This is a genomic window from Drouetiella sp. (genome assembly GCF_059504425.1).
Map to the genome: position 1 here is coordinate 139,848 of NZ_JCACIN010000040.1, position 21,836 is coordinate 161,683.

The following is a 21,836-nucleotide window of genomic DNA, read 5'->3' on the forward strand; positions in this document are numbered from 1 at the left end:
AGAGCCGCGCTGAGCGCGGCTCTCGAAAATCATCTGCCCTGTTTGGGTCTTAAATTGGTATGAGTTAGGACGAGTTATTTTCAGGGCGACAGCAGATTCAAGTAAGATCAGATAACACTCATGCGGCTCTGATACTCACTTTCCTAGCGCTTACTTTTAATAGAGTTATTTCAATATCTTGAGTCGATCGATCATGGTCAAATTATGTCGTTCTTTCGTGAGTCTGGCGCTAGGTCTAGCGATCAGCCTCTTCTCGTTCTTATATATGCCAGTCGCGATCGCCGAAGATTTCAACCGCGCTTTTTTGGTGGGTCAAGACTTTTCGGGGCAGGACTTGACAGGCGACGAATTCACTAAAGCCAATATGCGTAGCGCTAATCTCAGCCATACCAACATGGAGGGCGTGCGCTTTTTTGGGACTAATCTGGAAGCGGCAAACCTGGAGGGTGCCAACTTGACCAACGCCACCCTAGATTCTGCGCGACTCGTTGATGCCAACTTGACCAACGCTATTTTGGAAGGTGCATTTGCCTTCAATGCCAAATTTAATCGAGCGGCGATCGCGGGAGCCGATTTTACCAATGTGCTAATGCGGGAAGATATGCATGATCTGCTCTGCGAAGTGGCTGAGGGCAAAAATCCCGTCACGGGACGCAACACGCGCGAGACGTTAGAGTGTGATTAGCGGGCTGGAAGATGGGGACTGGTAGAAAAGCATTTTCCCTATAAAAACACTTCTCTCCTGCCTCTATGCAACGCTGAGTGTTTAGCAAGCCCCGTCCCGCCGCACAACGACCTGAATGGTTTTCAAAATCAGCTTCAGATCATAGGCGATCGACCAGCGGCGCAGGTAGCGCAAATCCATGCTGACAATTTTCTCAAACTTTAGCACCTTCGACCGACCGTTGACCTGCCACTCACCTGTGATTCCTGGCTTCACCTCTAGCCGTCTCCAGTGGCGAATGCTGTAGCGCTGTACTTCTTCTAAGGTTGGCGGGCGAGTGCCCACCAGGCTCATTTCTCCATTCAACACATTCCAAAATTGGGGCAATTCATCCAGGCTAGTCCGCCGCAAGAAACGACCTACAGCCGTTACTCGCGGATCGCATTCGTTTTTGAAAACGCCACCATCGGCTTGATTCGCTATTAGATGCTGAATTTGATCGGCATTGACCACCATGGAGCGAAACTTCCAGATGCGGAAGATGCGACCTCGGAAGCCGCAGCGCACTTGGCTGTACAAAATAGGGCCTGGATTGTTGAAATAAATAGCAGCGGCGATCGGCACAAAAAGGAGAGCCGTGATCGCTAATCCGGCGATCGCTCCAACAATATCAATGTAGCGCTTAGCTTTACTGCGGACGGAGGGGTGGATGCTAGAAATACGATGAGGCTGAGTATTAAAGCAAACGTTTCTAAGAAAAGAAGTGAAGCTAAGATGCACTTTACGCGAGGTATTCATGGTGACATGGAGAAGAGCAGGTAGATATCGATCGCCAAGAGCAAGTTTCTAGTTAGTCCTTGCTAAATATAGATTTTACTTAGCAGTATGAACACTCTGCTCCCTAAACTAACCTGTAAAATCCTCACTTTATTAAGAATTTATGAGCGCGCGATCGCCTAGTTTTACTGACCGTAGTTTCCTCAACTTCTTGATATATTTTATACCTATTTTTCGAATGCTTAGTCATTAAGTTTTAGAACTCAGGTGCAGGATAAAATGCTTAGCCTAAGATGCTTATACTGTTTTAAAGTCCAAACAGGGCAGATATTTTTGATTCGCGCAGCTCTCGAAAATATCTGTCTTATAACCAGCTTAAATTGGCATTAGATATGGATATACAGGCTGGTACGCTTTACATTGTTGGCACCCCCATTGGCAATTTGGAGGACATGACGTTCCGAGCAGTAGTCGTTTTACAGAAAGTAGATGCGATCGCTGCCGAGGATACGCGCCATACTGGAAGGCTACTACACCACTTTCAAATTGCTACGCCGCAAATTAGCTATCACGATCACAACCGCCGCACGCGTCACCCTGAGCTAGTGCAGCGGCTTCAAGACGGGCAAGCAATTGCCCTAGTCACCGATGCCGGGATGCCCGGAATTTCTGATCCTGGATATGATCTGGTGAAGGTCTGTGTGGAGGCAGGAATTCCAGTGGTGCCGATTCCGGGGGTGAGCGCTGTTACGACGGCTCTGAGTGCTGGAGGGCTGCCAAGCGATCGCTTTGTGTTTGAAGGCTTTTTGCCCGTAAAAGGTCAAGAAAGACGCGATCGCCTAGAGGCTCTAGGCACCGAATCTCGCACCCTGGTGTTTTACGAGTCTCCCCATCGCCTGCGCCAAACCCTGCAAGATTTTTCAGATACGCTGGGCACAGATCGGCTGGTTACGATTGCCAGAGAGCTAACCAAGCTGCATGAGCAATTTTGGCGCGGCAGCATGGCAGAGGCAATCGGCTATTACCAAACCCGTGAACCCCAAGGCGAATACACGCTGATTGTGGCGGGTGATGAAGCAGCGCAGCCTATGCTCTCGGAGTCGGCGCTAATTGCCGAACTGCAAACTCTCATTGGGCAGGGAATCTCGCGATCGCAAGCTAGCCGCCAGCTTGCTCAGCAAACTGCTCTGCCGCGCCGCCAAATCTATCAGCTTGCCCTCAGCATTGTTGACGATGCTGAGTAAATCAGCTTAGCGTAAAAGCTGGCAACTAGATGGGCTGGCGACTAAATGGGCTGAAAGACTAAATGGGCTGAAAGACGACAGGAGAGAACATCTCAGTCAATGCTTGCAAATGGGGCAAAAAAGTCCGCATATCTTCAGGGCTGAGATGATCGTGCATTTCCCAACGCAAGACTTTGAGCATATCTTGCACCAACTGCCAGCTGACATTGAGCTTGGGGTAAAGCATGACGCAGAGGGGAAATAGTTCTCGCTGTACCGATCGCAAATTGCCCTCTAAAGCGCAAAGGCAAAGATACACCTGAAACATTTCCACATCGCGGATGCTGGAAGTCCGTACCGTAGGAGAAATTAGCCGGCCGCTGTAAGTTTCATAGCCTACATGAACGCGACTGACGTTGTTACAAACGGCACGGGCGATCGTGGTGCTGACTGACAAGAGATGCTGAGCGGCAAGCAGCGCCGGGGAATTCATCTCGTGGTTGGCGGCGGCTTCACAGGCATCCCGGAGCGGCATATACATATGGTCATCCATCACCTTAAAGTAGGGGCATACGAGCGATCGCTCCATCGGCGATAGTTTCTCTAAAAGCTTTTGCCCGGTGTAATGCAGATGCATGCTCACAAAGCCGATGACGCGCGGATCTCCTGCCGTATGCCGCTGACGAATTTTGCCAAAGCGGCTACCCACAAGGACAGACAGCCTCTGAGGCACGTTGCCTTCAGCATAGGCTTGAAACATCAGCTTAAAGAGGCTGTGGGTATCAGCAGCAATCTGCCAAGGATCGATCGCCTCTGGAGGAATGCCATGCTTGGGGATTTCATCTGAAAGGAGGTCATCTGTCAATGCCCAAGCCGCAGCACTTGCCCGATTGAGATGCTTCAAAGCCAGATCCGCCGTCTTTGCCCGTCCCGATTCAGACACTAACTCATCAGGACTTTCCACCAGATATTTGGGTTCAGAACATCCATAAGCATTGACCACACGTACGTATCTAGAAGCCCAAATTGTAGCTAGAGAGGCAACGCCAGACTGAGAAGGTGCTTCCATAGCACCTGGGAGAGGCAGAAGATTGCGGGTTTGGGCAGCAGATGCACTCACGTATGACATGGTTTATCTTGTGATATTTTCAGTAAAGCAGGTTGGTTTTCTGGGCTTATCTTGATGGCGCAAGTCAAGTTGAGCCGATCTGCTGTTATCCTAAATGTTTTAACGATTAATTAATAGTTCAATGCGATACCGCTTACTTTGTTAAGGCAAAAAAAGTGTTAAGGCAAAAAAAGATTGAGGCGAGAAAAGATCTTGACATTGCCACTCTTTAGCAAAAAGCTACTCTTTGACGAAAATCATTCCAGAGATTCAGCAACGCCAGATTTTGGACTAGCTCTGAAATTTTCAAGAAAGACTGGAAAATGCTTTAGAACACCAACCCTTGCCTAGGTAAGGCTAGACTAGGCAATGAAGAACGACCTAATTTCCAATCTGTACCACAGCTTGAATGGAACTTCTTTAGTCGAAATCGCTCTACAAAGTAAGCGATCGCCGTTTCTTTATTGACCTTACCACTTGATGCATTTTCTTCTAAAGATTGGCTCAACTCTCTTATTCACCGCAGTTCTTATAACGGGCTGCAACAGTTCGCCGAGTTCCAGCTCGTCCGAATCGCCGAGTCCTAGCCCGATTGCTGCCTCACCCTCGCCTTCCGCAACGGCAGCGCCTGAATCACCACAGCCGATTCAGGAAGAAGCCCCCTTAATTTCGGCACAGGGAATGGGGGCTGCTCAGCTAGGCATAACGTTAGGAGAGCTGAAACAGCAGCTAGGTCAGGACACAGAATTTTTGGTTAAGGCTCCGTTTATCGTTGATTTTGATGCGATCGCCGTCCGCAAAGGAGGCGAGACCCAATACTATATTCTTTACTTGGCGGGTCAGTCGTTTGCTGATCAAGATGTAATTCAGGGCGTGTTTACCGACAATCCCAAGTTTCGCACGGCTGAGGGCGTGGGTGCGGGCACAACGCTACAAGATGCAGCACAGGCTTACGGCCAAGCAACTTTGTCTTACAATACCGGAAATGAATCGAGGGAATATGCTCGATTTGAGCGCCAGCCCGCCACCAATATTTCTTTTGCAACGGGTAATGGCAGTACCAGCACTGCGGGTATCTATGGGTCGCCTGTGAGTGAATACAATGAAACAGAGAACTACCGTGCAGAGGCAACCATTCAATCAGTCTTGGTCGTTTGCCTGACTGATGCTTGCGCCCCACCCAGTCCATAAACCTATCGTTCGCATTCAGGCTAATTTATGGCAAAGCTGGTCATTATGGTGATTGTTGCCTTCTGGGTCAGCGCGATCGCCCTCCTCTCAGTGCAGAATGCTGCCCCCGTAGCGCTGCGGTTTCTGGCATTCCAATCTGTGCAGCTGCCCCTGGGTTTGGTGATTGCCTTTAGCGCCGCAGTGGGTATGGTGGGCATGGCGATCGTGCTGCCCCTGTTGCGGTCACCTGTTGCACTCTCTGAACGCGAAGATTTTGAGTAAGGTCTAAGACCTCAGAATGGACAAATTTAGAGTGAGCAAGACCTAAATTGAGTAAATTTGTCCATCAATCAGCAATCTTGTGATTCCCTTTGCCTGGAGGTAAGGGCTAACCTTCTTGAAAATCTGCCCATCTGGAACCTTGACGACGCGCTGCATTCGTCGCAAAAAGCGTTTGGCGATGCGGTGGTTATCAAAGATGGGTAAAGTTTTCTCCTGGATCTCCTCGGCTGGAATTTGCCCTAGCTCGGCGAAATCTTTCAGCGGGCGGGTAATGAGTTCAGAGGCACGATCGACTACTACATAGCAGGTGCGCGGAATATTCGCTTCTGACAGCGGCATCACCTGAATTTTGCGATCGCCCCGAACCTGCATTTCAGCAAAGCTGCCCTCATCATTGGGATCAGTCTCATCATCCAGCTCGTCCTCTAGGTCGCTGTCTAAATCATCATCATCTAGCCCGTCTAAATCGTCATCATCCAGCTCGTCCTCCAGAGAGTCTTCGTCTAAACCGCCCAAACCCTCCAGCTGATGGGTTAATGCCGCCGATGACTTGAGAATTTCAGGCGTTTTTAATGTGTTCTTGCTCCGAGGTAAGCTGACGATCTGAGGCTTTGGCACCGATGGCACTGGGTCATCTAGCTCGACGACTGGCGAAGCAATCGACTGTTCTTCGGGATCTTCTTTTAAGTGCGATCGCTTTTGCCGCAACTGAGGGGGTTTGGGTTTTGAGTCAGTCTGCACTGGCGCAGGGTCTTCTATAAAAGCTTCCACGGTTAAAGCTTCTACCTTGGGCAAAATTGACTGTTCTAGAACTTCTTCTAGGTCGCTAGGTATCTCGTCCAGTTGTGGGTCTGGCAAAGAGTCTGGCAGCTCAGCCTCAATCCCTGGAAGCAGCTCTTGCTCCGGTTGAACTTTTACACCCGATCGCTTCTGCTGCACCAAAATCTCATACTCGCGCTCTGGCAGGCTCTGCTTCAGAATGCGGCTAATGGTACTGACGCTGACGCTATACTGACCTGCCAGCGTTGATGTCGTCTCGTCCGACTGGCGATAGGCGCTGAGGATCTCCTGTTTATCGGATTCAGATAGTTTTCTAGGAGCCATGCCGACAACTTACCTCAATGACCTATCTCAAAATCGCCTATCTACTGTAGCAAACGCCACAGGGGCTTTGTGTCTTTATTTGAGGCAATTCGATTCCAATATCTTTTATGCTACCAACTCCAGCTTCCAGGTTGACTGCGCGGGTAGTCCTTCGGGGATAGGGATTTTTTGTGGCGTGGGCAAAGCCCACGCCACAAAAAATCCTTACCTAAATGCCGCTCGCAATTTATCTCACTAGCCGCGTCTGCGTCCTGTTCGGCGACGAGTGGATAGATCATACTCTAGGGCTGCACCGATCGAGATTAAGCAACCGCTAAATATCCAGAAAACCTCTGGCAGAGCACCTGTCTGGTAATTAGGAATATTATTGGTCGCGTAGTTAAACCAAACATCTGCGATGTAGTAGGAAAAAGCCGCAAAAGCAATGAACCTCCAAGACAAGGCGAACCGCCCGCCCCAAAACGCCAGCAGTAGCGTGGTTGCCATTACAACCAAAATCACATCTCCCACAATGTAAAGCCAGGTAATGTAGGTTGAAAAAGGCGTAAGCTGACTCTCAAGGGAAACCGCCCATTCAGGCGCTGAGGGAGGCTCAGCAGCGAGGGGACTGGGTGCAGATGAACTTGAGGCAGCCTGTGATATCGACGCATCTGAGGGATCGACTATCTGAGAGCTACTCTGAGGATCACTCTGGGTATCGCTCTGGGCATCACTTAAAGGCTGCGTTGCAATGACCGCGATCGCAATTCCTGCAACAGCGATCGCCGATAAAATCCCCCACTGAATTGCCGTCAGATCGAGCCGTTTTGACATGACGGCACGCAAGATGCCCCAGCCTAGAAACACGTATGCCGGGATAAAGAAGAAGTCTCCAGGAGACACATCAGGGTCAATTCCCAAGCCCACCTCCCAGTAGGCAAAAAACAAATTACCAACGAAGTAAAAAAACATGCCTAGCCCGATCGCTAGCCAAACCGTGCGACCGCTGACGATCGCTGAACTGCGCCAGTTGCGGAAGCACAGAAAACCTGCCACCACATAGGCAATTTCCTCCAAAAAATAGGTGACAATGCTATACCATTCGGGTCGTTCTTGCCCGGTGGAAATGCTGAAGAGGAGGAAAAAGAGCAGAGATATGACTGCCCAAGCAGTGGATGCCAGGACGATTGTCTGAACAGACAGAGCGGACTTAGCGGTAGAGGCTTTGTTATTCAAGGGAGGGTTCCTCAAAATGTGACGAGGAAAAGGCAGACGATCTTGTCAATATCTAGAGTATTATGCCCAAGCTGAGAAAGTTTGAGCTTTTGTTTTCTAAAACCTTTGCTTTTCAAAACTTTTGTTTTTCAGGACTTTCGCTTTCAGGGCAGGCAAACGGCTAGTGCCAGCAAACGGCTAGTGCCAGAGTTTGCCTGCCGGAGCCTGTTTTAACCAGGTCAGGAATTGATTTCGGTCTTTGGCAGGCATATCTTGGAGGGCATCCATGACGCGCTGCGTAAAGTTGGCATTGCCAAAATGTTCTTTCCCTAGGCGGTGTAGCTCTTGCAGTAGGGTGTTGAGATGATGTTCTTGCCAGAGGGGAACTTGAGCGAACCCCAGCGGGTCTACCGTCAAAAGCTGATTAATAGCATCGGGAGAGGTAGCTTGCGGAAAGCGCCAGTGTTGAAAAACTGCCGTAATTTCTTTTTGAAAAGCGCCAACCTGCCTTGCGCCCAGCAGATCTTCAATGTCGATGTACACGGCTTGCAGCAGCAGCAGAGCCGCCTGAACGAAGGTGGGAGCCACCTCTCCAGCTTCAACTTGGGCTTCTGCCCCTTCGGCAGTGAGCTGTTCTAAGCGGACTTTTCCCCAAACGCTGTAGCGATCGGGTTCTTCTAGCAGAACGCAGGCTTTGCCTCGGTTGTCGGTGAGATCGCGCCAAAACGCCTTAGCATCTTCCTCTTGAGCAGCATTAAACACACTAATGAGGCGAAACGTCTGTCCCTGATAATGCAAAATTGGAATCGGCTGATCCTTCTTAGGGTGCTGAATGCTGGTAATTTCAACATCTTGCCGTTTCAGGATAAACATGACGTTGCCAAGGACTCCTACTGAAGGTCGGAGAATGAATAAGATTAAGCGATCGCCAACGTAACTGCCACATTAGCCAGTCATGCCCAGCCATGCCCATAGCAGATTGTGTAAGGGCGACGAATGTACACCTGTTATCAAACTACTCCAGGTTCAGAGTTCTGCGACATGAGTTTGTGAGATTTCCTGTAGCCTGACGGGGATATGGGTCACGAAAGCGATCGGCATATCGACACAGAGCCAGCCGCTCTCAGGCTATTGTTCCCAGAGCTGAGGTCGAAATAGCCGAGGTGAAAATATTTGTGTTTTCACGATTCAGAATCGTCTAGCAGTAGACTAGATTCACCAGGATAGAAGCGATCGTCTAAAATCTCAGTCAGGCTGTAGCAGCAGCTTAGGGGAAAGGTTTGCTGAGGCAGGTCAGTTTCTCCCATCGCCAAATCTCTTGCATTCTCATATGCTTCTTGCAGCGCATCATCCAGATCAGGCTTGAGGCTGGGGTTGTCCTTCAGGAGTCGTAACGTATCACGCCGCTGCACGCGCAGGGTTGCTAGCCAGCTCCGGCTGCGGCGCTGGGGTTGATGTTCCCATTTCAGCAAGTGCCCCAGTAACACGCTCAAACGGTTGCGAAGTTCTTGGCGCTGCTGCTTCCCCAAAGATTCAATTTCCTCAATCAAGTTTGGCAAATCCACCTGATTCCATTGCTTGCTGCGGAGCAATGTTGCTTGTTCCTGTGTCCAGGCATAAAAATCAGCCTCGTAGAGATTGAGTAGAGGCACGGAATTCTCCACTGACTTTGGGTTTGCTTCGGGCACAGGCATGAGGTTGAACCAGTTCTTAAAAATTTCGAGAGATATTTTGAAATCGTTTGCTTCTCGTGAAAGAACCTTCATTGACTGACTGTCTCAGAAGTTTAGTATAGTTATTGAAGGAAGATTTAGGGGAACCCTATGAGGATCAAACCCTTAAACTCTGAAAGGTATAGGCTCCAGTAGCTCAGATGGATAGAGCAATTGCCTTCTAAGCAATCGGTCACAGGTTCGAGTCCTGTCTGGGGCGTGGGTTTTATAAAAGAGCGCTTCTAGCTTATTAGCCGTCGCACTGACACGGATAAGTCAGGAAACGCTAGCGGGTTAATGGTATTTTCTGTCCAGGCTATCTGCGATCGATATCCATCCTCAGCAGGGTCGCGCATGACGACTAGCTTCAGCGCCTTCAGGTTGACAACCCAATATTCAGCAATGCCAGCCGCCGCATAGGCTTTAGCCTTCGGGCTTAAATCTTTGCCGAGGCTGGAATGAGAAAACTCAATCAGCCAAAAGATATCGGCAGGGTAAGGATGCCGATCGCGGTATCCCTCGGTGCGCTTACGGACAATGGCGAGATCCGGCTCTGGCTCAGAATTGCTGCTGGGAATGGTGATGGGATGCCCTTCTCGAACTTTGGCAAGACCGCCCAACAACTCCCTTAAATAATCTCCTGCTTCGCTAGCAGAATTGGCATGGGGTTCCCGCTCTGGGGTCATCTCAATAATTTCTCCATTCAGCAGCTCAACCGGGCGATCGTCTAATAGCCCTGTCTCAATTAAGCGGTGATAGTCTTCAACTGACCATTTGGCTGTTGTCGTAGACTTGGCTGTTGTCATAGACGGGGGGCGATCGCACTGTTGGTTAGAGGTGAGACAGAACGCATATTTTATTGTCGCTCGCCTGACAGGTTTCGTCATGCCCAACCTGAACTTGCTGAATGACTTGCAACCTGAAGAGACACCTTTTGAGCGACAATCAGGTTAGCGATCGTTTAAGTTACGGGTAATGCCCGACCAAGCTGCTGATGGTGATGACTTTATGAAAAAACTGATCGAAGGTGTGAATGAGTTCAGAGAAAACTATGTTTCAACTCATCGCGATCTGCTGGAAAACCTTTCCCATGGTCAAGATCCCAGCGTCTTGTTCATCACCTGCTCCGATTCTCGGATTTCGCCCAGCTTAATGACGCAGACGGATTTGGGCGATCTGTTTGTGATTCGCAATGCCGGAAACATCATCCCACCTTATGGCGCGGCGAATGGTGGCGAGGGGGCAGCAGTAGAGTATGCCATTCATGCGTTGGGCATTGAGCAAATTGTGGTGTGTGGGCATTCGCACTGCGGTGCGATGAAGGGCCTGCTGCAATTAGGCAAATTGGAAGAAGAAATGCCGCTGGTCTATGACTGGCTGAAACACGCAGAGGCGACGCGGCGCTTGGTGAAAGAGAACTACGGCGATCGCAACAAAGAAGAGCTGCTGGAAATCACGATCGCCGAAAACGTCCTCACCCAAATTGAGAACCTTAAGACCTACCCTGTAGTGCGATCGCGCTTGTACCAAGGCAAGCTGAAGATCTACGGCTGGGTTTACCTGATTGAGACAGGGGAAGTGCTGGCGTACGACGAAGACACACACTCCTACATCGCGCCCCAAAGTCAGATTGACTATGTTTCCGAGAATGAGAAACTTGTGAGTCGCGCTGTTAGCTCGGTTGCACCGCCTGTTGCCTGTGAGTTGCCTCTGACAGAGGAAGAGCTAGCGGCAATGGCGCATCGGAGTAACGGCGCTGGGACTCACAAGGTTGGAACTCAGAAGGCTGGAATTCAAAAGGCTGAAGCTCAGAAGCCTGGACAAAGGACTCAGAACACAGAGCCTCAAAAAGTGGGAACTCCAAGCACCGTCCCTCAGTACGTGGGCAATCCCCGGCTATCGGCAGCACAGAGCGATCGCATCTATCGAGGATCGAGATCCTAAGCTCCTGCTTCACCCCAAGCATCTTCTCCCTAAATTTTTCTCCCACACGCCCGATCGCCCCACCCATGCAAAGCGCCCTATGCTACTCATCCGTAGCCTCATGCGGAGGGGGTGTGGGGGACGTGCCCGTCCCCTGCCGGGGGTTTGGGGGAGACCCCCAAGGCTGTTCGGCTGTTTCCCCCACTTACAGCAATTTTCAATTGCATAAACCACAGCTATTTTATTTTTTAGAGGTGTCGCACTCCACGCGACACTTCTAAAAAATAAAATAAGTTAATCAATCTATGATCCTCAGCAAGATTTCAGGAATTTACCAATCGCCCTGTCCCCAGTTTGATACGCTGAGATGAACAGGACTCAATCACTCACAACCCATCAACCCCAAAACCCAGGATGGACACAAAAGCCTTCAAGCGATCGCTCAACAGCTCTGAACTCTATCACCGCAAAGGCTTTGGTCACGAAGCAGAAGTCTTTGGGCAGATGCAGTCTGAATACCAGAGTGATTTGATCCAGCAGATTCGAGACAATCACTACACCCTGCAACAGGGCAACGTCACCATTCGTTTAGCCGAAGCCTTCGGGTTTTGCTGGGGAGTCGAGCGGGCAGTCGCCATGGCCTATGAAACCCGTCAGCACTTCCCCACCGATCGCATCTGGATCACCAACGAAATCATCCACAACCCCTCCGTGAATCAGCGCCTACGCGAGATGGAGGTCGGCTTCATCACCGTTGAGGCGGGCAAAAAAGACTTTGGGGCTGTAGCCGAGGGCGATGTCGTCATTCTGCCCGCCTTTGGAGCCAGCGTCCAGGAAATGCAGCTACTCAACGACAAAGGCTGCACGATCGTGGACACCACCTGTCCGTGGGTGTCTAAAGTGTGGAACACCGTCGAAAAGCACAAGAAAGTTAGCCACACTTCAATTATTCACGGCAAATATAACCACGAAGAAACGATCGCCACCAGCTCTTTTGCCGGGACTTATCTGATCGTTCTTAACCTGGCGGAAGCCCAATACGTTGCCGACTACATTTTGCAGGGAGGCAGCCGAGACGAGTTTATGGCTAAATTCAGCCGTGCCCATTCTGAAGGGTTTGATCCCGATCGCGATCTGCAACGAGTGGGCATTGCCAACCAAACCACCATGCTCAAGGGTGAAACCGAGCAAATCGGCAAACTGTTTGAGCATACAATGATGCGAAAGTATGGTCCTGACCAGCTCAATCAGCACTTCCTCAGCTTCAACACCATCTGTGACGCAACCCAAGAACGTCAGGATGCCATGTTTCAGCTTGTGGATGAAAAACTCGATCTGATGATGGTAATCGGCGGCTACAACTCCTCCAACACCACCCACCTTCAGGAAATCGCCATTGAGCGCGGCATCCCCTCTTATCACATCGACAGCGCCGATCGCATTCTCTCCAGCAATCGCCTAGAGCATAAGCCACTCCACCGCGATCTAGAAATTCAGGAGAACTGGCTGCCACCTGGAGAGATCGTGGTGGGCATCACCTCAGGAGCCTCTACCCCCGACAAAGTGGTTGCCCAGGTAATTGAGCAAATCTTTGCCCTCAAGACCTCAGAAGTTGCTGACCGTCTTTGATTCTCAACTTCTAACCCTTATGTGATAATGGCTAACATTCCAAAACGCCAAGTTAGCCTCTCATGGGAGTTTTTATAATGCACAACTTTTTGCCGATCGCCTACTTTGAAAATCAGTTTATTCCGTTTGCGGAAGCAAAAGTGTCCATTGCCACCCATGCGTTGCACTATGGCACTGGGGCATTTGGCGGTATGCGCGGCATCCCTGACCCCCAAAATCCCGACCAGATTTTGTTGTTTCGACTCGATCGCCACTGTCAGCGGCTCAGCGACAGTGCTCGGTTCTTACTGTACGATCTACCCGCTGAAAAAATTCAGAGCGTCATTACTGAGTTTGTTCACAAGAACCAGCCTTCCCTGCCCTTCTACATCCGCCCCTTTGTCTACACCTCCGATCTGGGAATCGCCCCTCGCTTACACAACATTGAGAAAAACTTCTTCGTTTACGGACTAGAGCTAGGGGACTACCTTTCTCCAGACGGGGTTTCTTGTCGGATTAGCTCCTGGTACCGCCAGGAAGATCGAAGTCTGCCGCTGCGCGGCAAAATTAGCGGAGCCTATATCACCTCCTCTCTGGCAAAAACGGAGGCCGTTGATTCTGGCTTTGACGAAGCTATTTTGATGAATGCTCAGGGCAAAGTCTGCGAGGCTTCAGGAATGAACGTGTTTATCGTGCGTCAGGGCAAGCTGATTACACCAGGATTTGAGCAAGACGTTCTCGAAGGCATCACCCGCGACAGCATTTTGACGATCGCCCGTAACCTGGGCATTCCGGTCATCGAGCGCCCCATCGACAAAACTGAGCTGATGATCGCCGACGAAGTGTTCCTCAGCGGCACCGCCGCCAAAATTACGCCCGTACGCCGCGTCGAGAGCTACGAACTGTCGAGCGATCGCCCCATCACCCACAAGCTCCGGGAAAAGCTCTCTGCCATCACTGAAAATCGGGACGCAGAGTACAAAGACTGGGTATATGCGATTCCCCTCAAGTAACTTGAGATTTTGTGGCTTGAGATTTTGGACTGCATCTAAAGTCCAAAATCGATCTGGCTCATTCAGTGCGGTAAATTAGGGGTCTAGAGAGTGCATTAATAATGAGCCGCTCAAACGGTGAGCCATGGGAGAATATCTGATCCGGCAGGCTGTCCAGCGAAAAAGCTTTGAGTTTGCCCTTGGCATCATCCGGCTTTATAAAAAATTGCAGGCACGGCAGGAGTTTATTCTCTCTCCTCAACTGCTGAAGTGCGGCACTAGCATCGGCGTGAGCGTGGAAGAGGCGATCGCCGAACCAAGCCGCGAAACTTTTGGCGATCGGGTGGCAGTAGCTTCTAGAAGCGCCAGAGAGACGCGCTACTGGCTGAAATTGCTGCAAGAATCTAAGCTGGTCGATGTAGATGTCAGCAGCGAACTAGCGCAAATTGACGAGTTGCTGGATCTCCTCAGCCGTCTGGTTTAGAAAAAGCCTAAAAAGAAAAGCGTAAAACTGACTCAGAGAATACCTCTACTCATGCACGAATCTACTATTCTGTCCACTAAGGCTTAAATAAGACGATGCAATAAGATAGCGCCAATGTCTCAAAGCCTTGACATAAGATGGAACTAAGGGAACTGATAGGATTACCGGAGCTGTCATTATGCTCGTCATCATCATGGAGAATCAACTCCTCCCCACGTACAAAGTTTGTCAGGCCTGCCTGATGGCTGATCAAAGCGGTCAACCTCGGTGGCAGCCAGGAAAACTTCGCTGCGGTCGCGCTCTTACCCAGCCTATTGACAGCCAGCCGGAGCAGTATGAGTGTCAGATGGGTTTCCGGGTTGCCAATATTGATTAGCTAGATTGATCAGGTCGGCTGCATCCCCTTCAAACTGGAGATTGAGCTATTCTAGAGGCTTACGCAGCAGAGTGTCTTGAGCTTTGCCTGTTCGACTTTTAGCTAATTTTTTGGAGAGTGCAAAATGGCTTTGTCCGGTTCTACAGCTCCCCTCGATCGCGTCTTTGCTTGTCTTCCCTATCTCTTGCCCCTTCTGGATGGATTGACCTTTTCAGGCCCTTTTTTCCAGCAATTCCCCGTATTGCAGCCCATTGTCCTCCCCCTGATCCCGCTGTTAAATATCTATCGCGGCGTTCCCTTTATGGGGCTAATTGTTTTCTTTGCCCTGTTTTTACTGGTCGTTAGAAACGAAAGCATTTCGCACTTCATTCGCTTCAATGCCATGCAGGCGATTCTCATAGACATCGTTTTAGTCCTGTGCAGCATCATTGTAGACTACCTGCTCAGACCTCTATTGGGCGATGGAACGCTGCTGCTGGATACGCTGTTTAACGTCATTTTCTTGGGAACCATTGCGGCGATCGTCTACTCGGTTATTCAGTCCGCTTTGGGACGCTATGCAGAAATTCCAACCCTCTCGGAAGCTGTGTATATGCAGGTGAGATAGAGCACCAGCCGTTAGGGCATAGGCTTGGAAGCGACCGTATTCTCTAGAGAGCCTATCCCCTCGATCTCGACGCGAACGCGATCGCCCACCTGGAGTTCTCCTACGCCTTCGGGTGTGCCTGTTAGCACCACATCTCCGGGCAGTAAGGTCATTACCTGACTAATGTAGGAGACCAAGACGCTGGGCGAAAACACCATGGCGCTAATCACTGCCGACTGCGCGGGCTTGGGTGCGTCGTTCACAAAAGTTTGCAGTCGCGCTTCCGGGTTTAGCTCTCGCACAATCCAAGGTCCCAGCGGACAGAAAGTATCAAAGCCTTTTGCCCTTGTCCATTGCCCGTCCGTTTTTTGCAAATCTCTTGCTGTCACGTCATTGGCGATCGTGTATCCCCAAATTTTGGCTTGGGCTTGGTCAGGCGGACAGTCGGTACAGCGATCGCCAATCACGATCGCCAGCTCTCCCTCATAGTCAATGCGTTTTGACTGCGGCGGGTAGTAAATAATTCCTTCCGGGGCAATCACCGTAGTCGGAGGCTTCAAAAACAGCAGAGGCTGCTTTGGCACTTCATTGCCCAACTCAGCCGCATGTTGGGCATAGTTTCGCCCTACCGCAACAATCTTGGAAGGCGCACAGGGAGCCAAGAGATGATATTCATGGGCGGCAAGCACTTCATCGGTGGGTTGCCCGCTCAGCCAGGGAGGCGCGTCTAAAACTTGCACCTGGCGATCGAGCTGAAGTAGCCCGTAGCAGAGTTTTCCTGTGGTTTTTTGCAACCGAACATACCGTTGCGCCATAGTGGATTGTTTTTGTCCTGGTGTGTGGTCTTTATCCTGGTGTATGATTGGAGATCCTTGCTTTTGACTCAAGAAAAGCTGCCAATCTTTCAAGGTTAATACAAGCCAAGGTTAATACAAGTCAAGGCTAGTATAGACCGCTCTAATTTTCAGTCCTTTGGGCTGCATATTGAAGATCAGGTAACAATTCTTGTGGCAAGAGCCTCATGTCCATAAGGAGAAACGTTGATGCCGCTTTACGAAACCATGTATATTCTGCGCCCCGATTTGGGAGATGAGCAGATTGATCAGGCGATCGAGAAATATCAAGCTATCCTGCGTGAGCAGGGCGCTGAAGAGTTGGAAACTCAGCACCGGGGCAAGCGCCGCCTAGCCTATGAAATTCAGAAGCACCGCGAAGGTGTCTATGTCCAGATGAACTATACGGCACCCGGAAGCACTGTAGCCCTACTGGAGCGGTCGATGCGCCTCAGCGATGAAGTGATCCGCTTCATGACGTTGAAGCCTGAGCCTCCTGTAGTGGAAGAAGAGGTTGTTGAAGCTTAGAATAATGCTTTAACTCTATTGCTGGTCTGTGAGGAGGGTTGCGGTGCAAGCCTCCTCTCTCAATGTGATTGCAAAACCCAAGCGTAATTGCAGAACTCATCTGTAAAAATCAGGCGGAAGCTCTGAATTAGCGCTGCGTCAAGCAATAAAAATCTGATCGAACCTAGGATCTGGTCATGAGGTAGCGCTATCTTGGAACATAATCCTCTCCAGCAGCAGCAATCGTTATCAGATATTCATCAGGGGCAGGTCGGCGATGAACTTCAACTTCACCAACGTTTTTCAAGCGTTTCAGACTTCCGCTAGAGCTTCAGATAAGACTGTCAGATCCACCCCGCGATCGCCCCTCCCTGCAAATCTGGGCTACTACAGCGGACAGGCGATCGTAGAGCAGATGATTCAGCCAGATAAACCTGGGCGCGTCAGGTTTAAGGGTTCTCGCTGGTTTGCTCGCTGCGATCAGCCCGTCAACATTTCGCCCCACGAATTAGTCGATGTCATCGGCATCCAAAATATTACGCTACTGGTCGAGCCTGCCTTTTTGCTGAGCGCTTCGTACATTGGACTAACCAAAGTCCGGCAGGTGATTGAACAGCGATCGCGGATTCTGGGACATGCCGCCGACAAGCAGATCGCCGAGTTTTTATCGCGAGAATTGCAGAGTGCGTCGGCGATCGCTCCGGAAACCTGGCAGCGCTTCATTCAGGGCAAACCCATTTACCTCAAAACCTTTCAGACCTGCTGTGAAGCGCTGAATCTGTCCTGGAAAGAGGTCGTCGGCTATGGCGATTCTGAGGCAGAGCTAGATCAGGCAGATGAATCAGAAGCCCAGGAGCTTCAGGCTAGATCAGAAGATGATCTGAACTTCGTCGGGCGAGATCGGGCGATCGCCGATCTCCAGCGGCTGGTGGATGAAAAGGCGCAAATTGTCACAATTTTGGGTGAAGGTGGAGTTGGCAAAACCGTTCTGGCACAGCAATACTTTAGCCAGTCTGGCTTTGATATTGTGCTGGAATGCTGGATGGCAAAGGAAACCCAAAACATTACCTCCGCTGAAGGCGTGGTGTTGGGCTGGCTGCAAAAATACTTCAAAGAAGAGGCAGGACGGACTTTTGATGCCTCTCTAGACCAATTGCGACGACATCTGAACCCAAAATTTAGCCCTAGCCACGCGCTAGGCAAAATTGGAGTCTTGATCGACAACCTGGAGCCAGCCCTCGATCGCAATGGTCAGATTTTGCCTACCCATCGCGGCTATGCGGCATTGCTAGAGGTTTTAGCCGATCCGGCGCTGGGTTGCGTCACCCTGATTACCAGCCGTGAGCCGCTGCATGAAGCCGCGATCGCCTCGCAACCCTACAGGCTCTCTGGACTAGACGAGACGGCATGGCGGCAGTTTTGGGGGAGCCGCAGTCTATCTACCCCATCTGCGGCGCTGGGCGAGATGCACCGTGCGTATAGCGGCAATGCCAAAGCTATGACGATTCTTTGCAGCGCCATCAACGTTGACTACGGCGGTGACATGGATGCCTTTTGGCGCGATCATCAGGCAAATTTGCTAAACACCTCTGATTTGGCAGACCTAGTTTCTAGTCATTTCAACCGTCTCCAGCAAATCTATCCCGAAGCCCATGTGCTGCTGCGTCGGATGGGCTGCTATCGGTTTCAGGACGTGGCGACCGTGCCCGTAGAAAGTTTATATTGCTTGCTTTGGGATGTACCAACGCTTAAGCACCGGAGCATTGTCCGATTTTTGCGCGACCTATTTTTGGTGGAGGTGGATGACGAAGAATATCGACTGCACCCCGTAATTCAGTCTAAGGCGCTAGTCATGCTGCGGGCGAACCCCAAAGAGTGGGACTTGGCGAACCGCAAAGCTGCCGATTTTTGGACAGAGCGGGTGGTGACGATCGCCACTGTGGAGGAGGCGCTAATGGCTGCCGAAGCCTATCGCCACTATGTGCAGATTGAAGACTGGGACTCTGCTGCCGCTGTCATTCTCTACGGACGCGACTGCCAGTGGGAAAAAGCCGAGCCGCTGGGTATCTCGTTTTACCGCTTGGGCTTACTCCAGCGAATGATTAGCGCCATCACCCGTCTTCTCGATCGCCTTCAGCCTGGATATCCGCTCTGCAAGCTCTACGACATTTTGGGTAATTTGTACTGGCTGAAGGGCAGCTTGCAGGCTGCGATCGTCGCACACCAGAAATCTAGGGAGATGGCGATCGCCTTTCAGCTCAAAGATCTAGAAATTCAGGCATTGTTTAACCTTGGCTTATGCAAACTCAGCCTTTGGGAATTGCCGGAAGCTGAAGCCCTGTTTGGACAAGCCAATACTCAGGCTGAAAACACGGAGTGGCACAGGTGTGCAGTGAGCAGCTGGTTTTGTCTGGCATTGATCTACTCCTGCACGGGCAGAACCTCAGAAGCCCTGAGTCTGGTGGAGCGGGTGCTAGATGAGTATGCGGTTATTAGCGGCAACGCCTGGAGCCGAGGCTATAGTTTGCTGTATTTGGGCGCTACGCTTCGGAATGTCGGCGACTCAGAACAGGCTGAAAAAATGTATAACCTGGCAAAAACCTACGCCGAGCAAAGCCGCTACACGCAGGTCAAAGCCGAGGCGCTCAACGGACTGGCGATGATTTGTCGAGCGCGGCAAGACTTCAAAGGCGCGGTAGCCAGCCATCTGGCGGCAAAACGATTGCTCGATCGGATTGAAGCCAAAGGCGATTTAGCCGAGGTCAACTATCAGCTCGGCATCACCTATCGACAAATGAATGAGCTAGAGGAAGGTCGCAACTGTCTACGAACGGCGATCGACCTGTTTCAGCAAATGAACGCGCCTCGGCAAGTCGAACGGGCACAGCTCGTGCTTAGCGCTATTTGAACTTAGCGCTATTTGAACTTAGCGCTATTTGAGCTAAAGCTAAATCACGCCTGTCGGCAATTCCACCGTTTCGTTTTGAGGCTCTCCCGTTTCACTCACCCAGACAATCTGGGCAATTCGCCGCTGCTGAGCATATTCACGGATGGCTGAGGCGCTTTGTCCCTGAAGCTCCACCTCAACTCGCAGTCCAGACTGGCGTAGGGTTTGAGCATAAGCAAAGGTCGCCGCGTAGGCTTTGAGGTCTGTGGGCACCAGGAGGCGATCGCTATTCTCAGTCTGGCTGGGCAGCTGCCCCGTGGGGAGCAAGACCTGATGCAAATCTTCAATGTTGAGCACAAAACCGATGCCGGGACAGGACTCGCCTTGGGGATGGTAGAGGCTCAAAAGCTGGTCATAGCGACCGCCTTGCCCTAAAACACGCTTGCCTGATTCCGTAGCGCTGACCACCTCAAAGACAATGCCTGTGTAATAGTCGAAGAGCTGCACCAGACTCAGATCCAGAATTAGAGCAGGAGTAGCGGCTTCAGAACCCTGTAGCAGCTCAATCAATGCCTTTAAGTTGCTGACGATCGCCCGCTGTTCTGGGTCTAAATCCAGACTAGAAACGCGCTGCAAAACATTCCCTGGCTGACCTCGCAGATCCAGCAACAGCAAAGCCCGATCGCGTAGGTCAGCAGACATAGGCAGGGTTTCGAGCGTAACCCGGTCGAGGGTCGCAATCGCCTCCCGAATCCGATCGCGCAACGAATTGGGGAAAGGGGAAAGCAGCGATCGCGTCAGTCCTGCATCACCTAGCACCAGGTAGCAAGAGTCGAGCTGAAGATTTCTCAGACAGTCGGACAAAACTAGCAATGTTTCGGCATCGGCGGCAACGCTACCGCTGCCCAACAGCTCCACACCCGCCTGATAAAACTCCTGCTGCTGGTTTTGGATACCGCGATCGTCTCGTCGAAAAACGTTGGCGTTGTAGTATAGCCGCTGCGGATGGGTCACGCCCGCCATACGTGTCACTGCCGCACGGGCGATTGAAGCCGTTAGCTCCGGGCGCAAACCCACGTTGTCCACATCATGGACTTGAATCACGGTTGACTGCTCTACGGCACCTCCTGCCATCAGCGTATCTAGCCGTTCTAGAGTCGAGGTGATGATACGGTGATACCCCCAGCTATGAAACACATGCTGAAGCCGTTCTTCAATCCATCGCTTTTGGGCGACATCCAGAGGAAATAAGTCTCTGGCTCCTACAGGAGGCTGGTACATCTATTTTTTCTTACTACCAAACAGTCCAAACAGACCGCCATTGCCATTGTCAGGCTTATCCTTGCTGCTTGACTTGCCCTTCTTATCTAGCTTACCTGGGTCAGGTTTGCCGCCTTTTACCCCAGGTTTTTGAGGTTCAAGCTTGCCTTTTGCCGGGGCGATCGCTGTGCTGGTTGGTGTCTCCAATCTGCGCTTACCCTCCAAGGCTACAGCATCTTGGGGATCTAACTCCAACGCTTTGTTGAAGTGGATTTTTGCCATCGTGTTCTGGTTTGTCTTCAGGTAGATCAGCCCCAGGCGACTATGACATTCGCTGCTGGAAGCATCCATCTTAATGGCATCACGCAGCTCCAGAATGGCTCTGGGAAAGTTTTGCTTAGTCTCAAACTCTTGCGATCGCCGCAGGTATGCCGCTATCAGCGCTTCACGAGTGGCAGGCACTCTGACGGGTGTCGTCGGCGTAGGCGAGCGCATGGGAGTGGAGTTTTCCCCTGCACTTGGGGCAGCGGTTCGTCGGGTGCCCACAGCCTCACCCCGGCTCTCTTTCCGCATCAAGTAGACCAGGTTTAGCTCGCTAATTTGTCCAGCAATTTCTATGGCTTGATCGAGCTGATTGTACTGTTTCTCCGCCAAGTTTCTCAACGCGAGCCGATAGGAGGTGTCAATGTCAGAAGCCGCAGCCAGCAGACGTGCCGAGTCGCTGTTTAGCACAATCGTTTCTTGCTGCTTGACTGCCTGTTGACCCTTGAGCCGGAGGAGAATGCAGTATTCGGCGTAGGTTTTTTCCTGGGACAGCTTTTCGTATGCCGGGTTGACGAGCTTAGAGAGCAATTCAGAGGCACGCTGGCGATCGCTTATATCCTCCGTCATGCAGCTATCGGGGTGGAGCCGACGGGCGATTGTCAGATACCGCTTGCGGATCTCTTTGAGGTCTGCATCTACCGCAGTACCCAAAATGGCATGGTAGTCTGTGAAATCTAAATTAAACAGTCCTTGATCAATCTTCAGAGACATTCTACTAATCCCACGACCCTTCTACGCTAAGGGTTCCCTATAGTTTACTTGGTCTAACTCGTTACCCGATGTATCGCGCAGAGCATTTTAGCAGTGTTCATGCAGATGGCG

At 51.0% G+C, this 21,836-nt stretch carries 23 protein-coding genes and 1 tRNA gene; 14 read left to right on the forward strand and 10 right to left on the reverse strand.

What is annotated here, in order from left to right:
- Positions 1-193: 193 nt before the first annotated feature.
- Positions 194-685, forward strand: coding sequence for a pentapeptide repeat-containing protein (locus AC5JMP_RS09365; protein WP_495851185.1), 492 nt, complete (start codon positions 194-196; stop codon positions 683-685).
- 81 nt (positions 686-766) lie between these two features.
- Here AC5JMP_RS09365 and AC5JMP_RS09370 read toward each other — a convergent pair whose 3' ends face one another.
- The gene (locus AC5JMP_RS09370; RefSeq protein ID WP_495851186.1) at positions 767-1,462 is read right to left on the reverse strand and encodes a sugar transferase; all 696 of its coding nucleotides are present in this window, start codon (positions 1,460-1,462) and stop codon (positions 767-769) included.
- A gap of 371 nt (positions 1,463-1,833) precedes the next feature.
- On the opposite strand from AC5JMP_RS09370, the gene rsmI reads away from it, so the two are divergent.
- Positions 1,834-2,685: a 16S rRNA (cytidine(1402)-2'-O)-methyltransferase gene (gene rsmI / locus AC5JMP_RS09375; RefSeq protein WP_495851187.1), complete on the forward strand. Its 852-nt coding sequence runs from the start codon at positions 1,834-1,836 to the stop codon at positions 2,683-2,685.
- Between the two features lie 58 nt (positions 2,686-2,743).
- Here rsmI and AC5JMP_RS09380 read toward each other — a convergent pair whose 3' ends face one another.
- Positions 2,744-3,793, reverse strand: coding sequence for a hypothetical protein (locus AC5JMP_RS09380; protein WP_495851188.1), 1,050 nt, complete (start codon positions 3,791-3,793; stop codon positions 2,744-2,746).
- A 459-nt stretch (positions 3,794-4,252) separates the two neighbouring features.
- Between AC5JMP_RS09380 and AC5JMP_RS09385 the strand changes: the two genes are divergently transcribed.
- Both AC5JMP_RS09385 and AC5JMP_RS09390 read left to right on the forward strand, forming a co-directional pair.
- Positions 4,253-4,963: a hypothetical protein gene (locus AC5JMP_RS09385; protein ID WP_495851189.1), complete on the forward strand. Its 711-nt coding sequence runs from the start codon at positions 4,253-4,255 to the stop codon at positions 4,961-4,963.
- Between the two features lie 27 nt (positions 4,964-4,990).
- Complete coding sequence (locus AC5JMP_RS09390; protein ID WP_495851190.1) at positions 4,991-5,224, forward strand: lipopolysaccharide assembly protein LapA domain-containing protein; 234 nt, start codon at positions 4,991-4,993, stop codon at positions 5,222-5,224.
- 42 nt (positions 5,225-5,266) lie between these two features.
- Here AC5JMP_RS09390 and AC5JMP_RS09395 read toward each other — a convergent pair whose 3' ends face one another.
- Positions 5,267-6,328: a transposase gene (locus tag AC5JMP_RS09395; RefSeq protein WP_495851191.1), complete on the reverse strand. Its 1,062-nt coding sequence runs from the start codon at positions 6,326-6,328 to the stop codon at positions 5,267-5,269.
- Between AC5JMP_RS09395 and AC5JMP_RS09400 the strand changes: the two genes are divergently transcribed.
- On the forward strand, positions 6,327-6,566 hold the full coding sequence (locus tag AC5JMP_RS09400) for a hypothetical protein (RefSeq protein ID WP_495851192.1): 240 nt from the start codon (positions 6,327-6,329) through the stop codon (positions 6,564-6,566). The two genes, AC5JMP_RS09395 and AC5JMP_RS09400, sit on opposite strands and share 2 nt — an antisense overlap.
- Here AC5JMP_RS09400 and AC5JMP_RS09405 read toward each other — a convergent pair.
- The 3 genes from AC5JMP_RS09405 to AC5JMP_RS09415 all read right to left on the reverse strand — a co-directional run bounded on the left by AC5JMP_RS09405 (position 6,563) and on the right by AC5JMP_RS09415 (position 9,216).
- Complete coding sequence (locus AC5JMP_RS09405) at positions 6,563-7,543, reverse strand: hypothetical protein (protein WP_495851193.1); 981 nt, start codon at positions 7,541-7,543, stop codon at positions 6,563-6,565. The genes AC5JMP_RS09400 and AC5JMP_RS09405 overlap by 4 nt on opposite strands.
- A gap of 177 nt (positions 7,544-7,720) precedes the next feature.
- A complete protein-coding gene (locus tag AC5JMP_RS09410) occupies positions 7,721-8,395 on the reverse strand; it encodes an Npun_F0813 family protein (RefSeq protein ID WP_495851194.1) in 675 nt (224 codons plus the stop codon).
- A 308-nt stretch (positions 8,396-8,703) separates the two neighbouring features.
- On the reverse strand, positions 8,704-9,216 hold the full coding sequence (locus AC5JMP_RS09415; protein ID WP_495851382.1) for a DUF29 domain-containing protein: 513 nt from the start codon (positions 9,214-9,216) through the stop codon (positions 8,704-8,706).
- Positions 9,217-9,380: 164 nt separating this feature from the next.
- On the opposite strand from AC5JMP_RS09415, the gene AC5JMP_RS09420 reads away from it, so the two are divergent.
- Positions 9,381-9,454, forward strand: a tRNA-Arg gene (locus AC5JMP_RS09420).
- Between the two features lie 22 nt (positions 9,455-9,476).
- On the opposite strand, the gene AC5JMP_RS09425 is transcribed toward AC5JMP_RS09420, so the two are convergent.
- On the reverse strand, positions 9,477-10,121 hold the full coding sequence (locus tag AC5JMP_RS09425) for a Uma2 family endonuclease (RefSeq protein ID WP_495851195.1): 645 nt from the start codon (positions 10,119-10,121) through the stop codon (positions 9,477-9,479).
- A 121-nt stretch (positions 10,122-10,242) separates the two neighbouring features.
- Here AC5JMP_RS09425 and AC5JMP_RS09430 point away from each other — a divergent pair, with 121 nt between their 5' ends.
- The 6 genes from AC5JMP_RS09430 to AC5JMP_RS09455 all read left to right on the forward strand — a co-directional run bounded on the left by AC5JMP_RS09430 (position 10,243) and on the right by AC5JMP_RS09455 (position 15,224).
- Positions 10,243-11,178 (forward strand): carbonic anhydrase, encoded by a 936-nt coding sequence (locus tag AC5JMP_RS09430; protein WP_495851383.1) that lies wholly within the window; start codon positions 10,243-10,245, stop codon positions 11,176-11,178.
- 393 nt (positions 11,179-11,571) lie between these two features.
- Complete coding sequence (locus AC5JMP_RS09435; protein ID WP_495851196.1) at positions 11,572-12,786, forward strand: 4-hydroxy-3-methylbut-2-enyl diphosphate reductase; 1,215 nt, start codon at positions 11,572-11,574, stop codon at positions 12,784-12,786.
- Between the two features lie 77 nt (positions 12,787-12,863).
- Complete coding sequence (locus AC5JMP_RS09440) at positions 12,864-13,778, forward strand: branched-chain amino acid transaminase (protein ID WP_495851197.1); 915 nt, start codon at positions 12,864-12,866, stop codon at positions 13,776-13,778.
- A 124-nt stretch (positions 13,779-13,902) separates the two neighbouring features.
- Positions 13,903-14,241 (forward strand): four helix bundle protein, encoded by a 339-nt coding sequence (locus tag AC5JMP_RS09445; protein WP_495851198.1) that lies wholly within the window; start codon positions 13,903-13,905, stop codon positions 14,239-14,241.
- Between the two features lie 178 nt (positions 14,242-14,419).
- Positions 14,420-14,617, forward strand: a complete 198-nt coding sequence (locus AC5JMP_RS09450; protein WP_495851199.1) for a hypothetical protein — start codon at positions 14,420-14,422, stop codon at positions 14,615-14,617.
- A 124-nt stretch (positions 14,618-14,741) separates the two neighbouring features.
- Positions 14,742-15,224 (forward strand): Tic20 family protein, encoded by a 483-nt coding sequence (locus AC5JMP_RS09455; protein WP_495851200.1) that lies wholly within the window; start codon positions 14,742-14,744, stop codon positions 15,222-15,224.
- An 11-nt stretch (positions 15,225-15,235) separates the two neighbouring features.
- Here AC5JMP_RS09455 and AC5JMP_RS09460 read toward each other — a convergent pair whose 3' ends face one another.
- Positions 15,236-16,018 carry a fumarylacetoacetate hydrolase family protein gene (locus AC5JMP_RS09460; RefSeq protein ID WP_495851201.1) on the reverse strand — a complete coding sequence of 261 codons (783 nt, stop codon included), beginning with the start codon at positions 16,016-16,018 and terminating at the stop codon, positions 15,236-15,238.
- A gap of 228 nt (positions 16,019-16,246) precedes the next feature.
- On the opposite strand from AC5JMP_RS09460, the gene rpsF reads away from it, so the two are divergent.
- Positions 16,247-16,564, forward strand: a complete 318-nt coding sequence (gene rpsF / locus AC5JMP_RS09465) for a 30S ribosomal protein S6 (RefSeq protein WP_495851202.1) — start codon at positions 16,247-16,249, stop codon at positions 16,562-16,564.
- 256 nt (positions 16,565-16,820) lie between these two features.
- A complete protein-coding gene (locus AC5JMP_RS09470; protein WP_495851203.1) occupies positions 16,821-19,451 on the forward strand; it encodes an NfeD family protein in 2,631 nt (876 codons plus the stop codon).
- Between the two features lie 39 nt (positions 19,452-19,490).
- Here AC5JMP_RS09470 and AC5JMP_RS09475 read toward each other — a convergent pair whose 3' ends face one another.
- Positions 19,491-20,711 carry an ATP phosphoribosyltransferase regulatory subunit gene (locus AC5JMP_RS09475; protein ID WP_495851204.1) on the reverse strand — a complete coding sequence of 407 codons (1,221 nt, stop codon included), beginning with the start codon at positions 20,709-20,711 and terminating at the stop codon, positions 19,491-19,493.
- Positions 20,712-21,725, reverse strand: coding sequence for a DnaJ domain-containing protein (locus AC5JMP_RS09480; protein ID WP_495851205.1), 1,014 nt, complete (start codon positions 21,723-21,725; stop codon positions 20,712-20,714).
- Between the last annotated feature and the right edge of the window lie 111 nt (positions 21,726-21,836).